This is a genomic window from uncultured Nostoc sp. (assembly GCF_964245445.1).
GTDB lineage: Bacteria > Cyanobacteriota > Cyanobacteriia > Cyanobacteriales > Nostocaceae > Nostoc.
The window spans coordinates 1-2,880 of record NZ_CAXTNE010000482.1; the positions used below are offsets into that span (position 1 = coordinate 1).

Genomic DNA, 2,880 nt, shown 5'->3' on the forward strand with positions numbered 1-2,880 from the left:
AGTTGTTAGCGATCGCTGGTTTTTGATCCTACCTCACCAAATCGCGTTGCTCCCCCTAATAATCAACAAAGTAAAAGTACCCGCGCCGCGAATTTAATAGGTTCTCTACTCGTCTTACGGGCGGCGATAATGACGCGAATTTTGGGTGCTGGGAATTTAGGTGGACACAACGTAGCCATGATTCCCGTCGGTGGTAAAGCGATATATTCAAGCGGTGAGACTTTCAGCACTCGCATTAAATCTTTGATGCAGTTACTACGAAGTCACCAGCGGTTACATCCAGATGATCAGGATATTAAACTTGTTTGTGAAAATCTGTTTACTTTATTTAAGTCATCCGAGTTTCTAATTCAATCTCCTCGCATATCCAATTCTTCTGTTGTCCAGCAACCAGCTAGAAAAAAAATTAGCTTGCTGTCCTTATTGGAGCTAGGAGTGGATTTTTTCTTTGACCAATGTTCCTGTATGGCTGAATTGTTAGAAATAGAAATTAGTCCGCAGGTTTACATAGACGGTTCATTATTGATTATCCCAATGAATAATCATACTGTAACATCACGTTATAGTATAGATCCTTATTCTCAAATTCGCTCTTATATAACAACAAACTTTAGGAATGCACTAAAAAATATCAGTCAAGGTGATTACTCAGAAAATATCAAAAATGAAATTTTGTTTGCCATTGATTTTATAGAACACCTGCTCCAAAATGAGGGTAACACTCAGCAAATAAGCGATTCTAGTAATTTTAGCGATCAGTACTTAGCTATTCCCCTACATTTTTTGTTAAAGGATGAAATTCTTCAATCCTCATTCATAGGAGATGCAAATTCTCCTATGAGTTATGATTTTCGTATTTTACTAGAGCGTTATATTAAAGCTTTATACCCTGCTAATGATTTTCTTCCTATTGGTAATGGCTACCCTGATTTTCCTTGGGTAATTTTTAAAAGTTACGATTTGGCACAAATTCGTCGTAGTTTGTTTAAAGCAAATTACTTTCTTAACTCTCGCTCTCTAAATCTTCTCAATTTAATTTTGTCAGCAAATAATTGAATTGTTCATACAAAAATTTCTACACTTAATAGCCAAAAATTAATTTATAGACTATTTTTATCCACTTTATCCTAGCTATAACTCTATTTTATAACAAGTTTATCAGCGTTTGTAATTACCCAAATATCCTGGCTGCTATAAAAATCTCCACGTTGCTCTAATGTAAAATTACCCAGCAACAGTCCCAGCCAAACCTCTACCAAAGGCATTTTTAATCCACCTTGGAGTTGAGTTAAAGAAATCTCACCTTTAATATGTGCAAGGTAGTTAGCGATCGCACTAAGCCATTTTTCCACATGTTCATCACCCGCCAGCTTGTGGACATCTTCTAAACTCGTCACCTCATCGAGCATTACCAAAACATTCGCTTTTTCAACAGGTGCTGCTACAGAATCACCCTCCTGGTTAGGATATGAAAATTGGTGTGGGCCGTGTGGTTTAAAGGTTTGTGGTGTTTGCGGTTCAATCAAATCATCTAAATCTAGGTGCATTGTTGTCCGCACTAGACCAGCAAAGAGATCGGCGCTAACAATTGGCCCCAAAAGACTATTGCGATCGTGGGTATCTTGCAACAGCACTTCGGCACGAGACTTAAGAATATCCGCAATTTGATTGAAAGCAATACCTGCGGTTGATAATTGTGTTTCAACAGGTAAATCATGAAGTTCTGTATCCAAGCACTCCCATACAGCATCAAGGGAAGAAGTTGGTGGAGATTCGGACAACTCATCAAGCACATCCCAGATTGTTAATTGGCGGTATGTGGTCATCTCTACGATTCTGGATGCAAGGGGCAAGGCCGCACTGGGCAGTAGCTTGAGGTAATCTCAAACATATCCTTATATTGATATAGTGAAACACCATAAGATTTAGCAAAAGCCTGCAACACCTGATCTGTATAGGCGCGTATTTTACCAGCCGTTAGCCCAAAACAGTGAATTGGTTCCAGGCGACAAACAGGTTTTTGCCCAAGCCAGAGTTCTGCACCCAAGGCGTGTAATGGTTTATCCCCCGGTTCTTTATACAAATACAGCACTGCAAAATATGTTGTTGGTGGTTCGACTGTTACTGAATCAATTTCTGCTGAATTCTTCTGGGAGCGGTGGCGATAGAATGAGCGGCGATTGTGGCAGACTTTGGGATTCCAACACCCGTCCCCTGCTGTTCCATGTAAAACCTTGGCTTGGGCAGTTGGTAGTTTGGAACATAACTGACACTTGGGATCGAGTGGCTTGGGCATACTTTACTCCACTTCCTCTCCGATTGCACGATAGTAAGCAGCGATCGCCGCTTCTTGTTCGCTGCGAAGCGTATAGCGCCGAAACGCTTTCTCGCTTTGATGTCCTGTTAGTTTTCGTGCATGGCTGGGGTCAACTCCCAATAGCAATAAGTCAGTGGCATAGGTGTGGCGAAAGGAGTGAGGGTGCAAATCCTCAATGTGAGCTATTTCACTGATTTTTTCCACAGCGAAGTAAATGCCGTGATAACTCAAGCGTTCACCTTTGTATGAAGCATGGTGTGAAATCATCAGTGGGGAGTCGCTGTTTAACACCTCACTCCTTTCTTCTCGCGATCGCAAATACTCTGCTAAAACTTCCCGACTCTCTTTTTTTAGTGGAACTAAGCGTGGTTCATTGGTTTTGGTGTCTGGTAAAAATAGCAGCTTGCCATCAAATGAGCCAACATTTAGCTGTACAACTTCCCCAGCCCGGAGTCCATGACTGAGAATGTGAACGAGTGCTGTATCTCGTTGTTTTGTTTCTCCTAATAAGGGACTTCCAACAAATAAAATCCCCAGTGTATAAGAATGATAATCATTATATA

Annotated in this window: 4 protein-coding genes; 1 reads left to right on the top strand and 3 read right to left on the bottom strand. The window is 40.8% G+C overall.

The window, feature by feature from the left end; genetic code table 11:
- Nucleotides 1-141: 141 nt before the first annotated feature.
- Entirely contained in the window at nt 142-1,056 is a 915-nt protein-coding gene (locus tag ACFE90_RS37550) for a hypothetical protein (protein ID WP_375507302.1), read from the top strand.
- Between the two features lie 83 nt (nt 1,057-1,139).
- On the opposite strand, the gene ACFE90_RS37555 is transcribed toward ACFE90_RS37550, so the two are convergent.
- From ACFE90_RS37555 to ACFE90_RS37565, 3 genes are all read right to left on the bottom strand, one after another.
- Complete coding sequence (locus tag ACFE90_RS37555; protein WP_375507303.1) at nt 1,140-1,826, bottom strand: hypothetical protein; 687 nt, start codon at nt 1,824-1,826, stop codon at nt 1,140-1,142.
- A gap of 2 nt (nt 1,827-1,828) precedes the next feature.
- Nucleotides 1,829-2,296 carry a hypothetical protein gene (locus ACFE90_RS37560; protein WP_375507304.1) on the bottom strand — a complete coding sequence of 156 codons (468 nt, stop codon included), beginning with the start codon at nt 2,294-2,296 and terminating at the stop codon, nt 1,829-1,831.
- A gap of 3 nt (nt 2,297-2,299) precedes the next feature.
- Nucleotides 2,300-2,880, bottom strand: a 581-nt coding sequence (locus ACFE90_RS37565) for a site-specific integrase (RefSeq protein ID WP_375507305.1), incomplete at its 5' end; no start/stop codon positions are given.

Bases quoted from the DNA above. Each gene is read 5' to 3' on its own strand.
- ACFE90_RS37555 (WP_375507303.1), bottom strand. From the start codon at position 1,826: ATGACCACATACCGCCAATTAACAATCTGGGATGTGCTTGATGAGTTG.
- ACFE90_RS37560 (WP_375507304.1), bottom strand. From the start codon at position 2,296: ATGCCCAAGCCACTCGATCCCAAGTGTCAGTTATGTTCCAAACTACCA.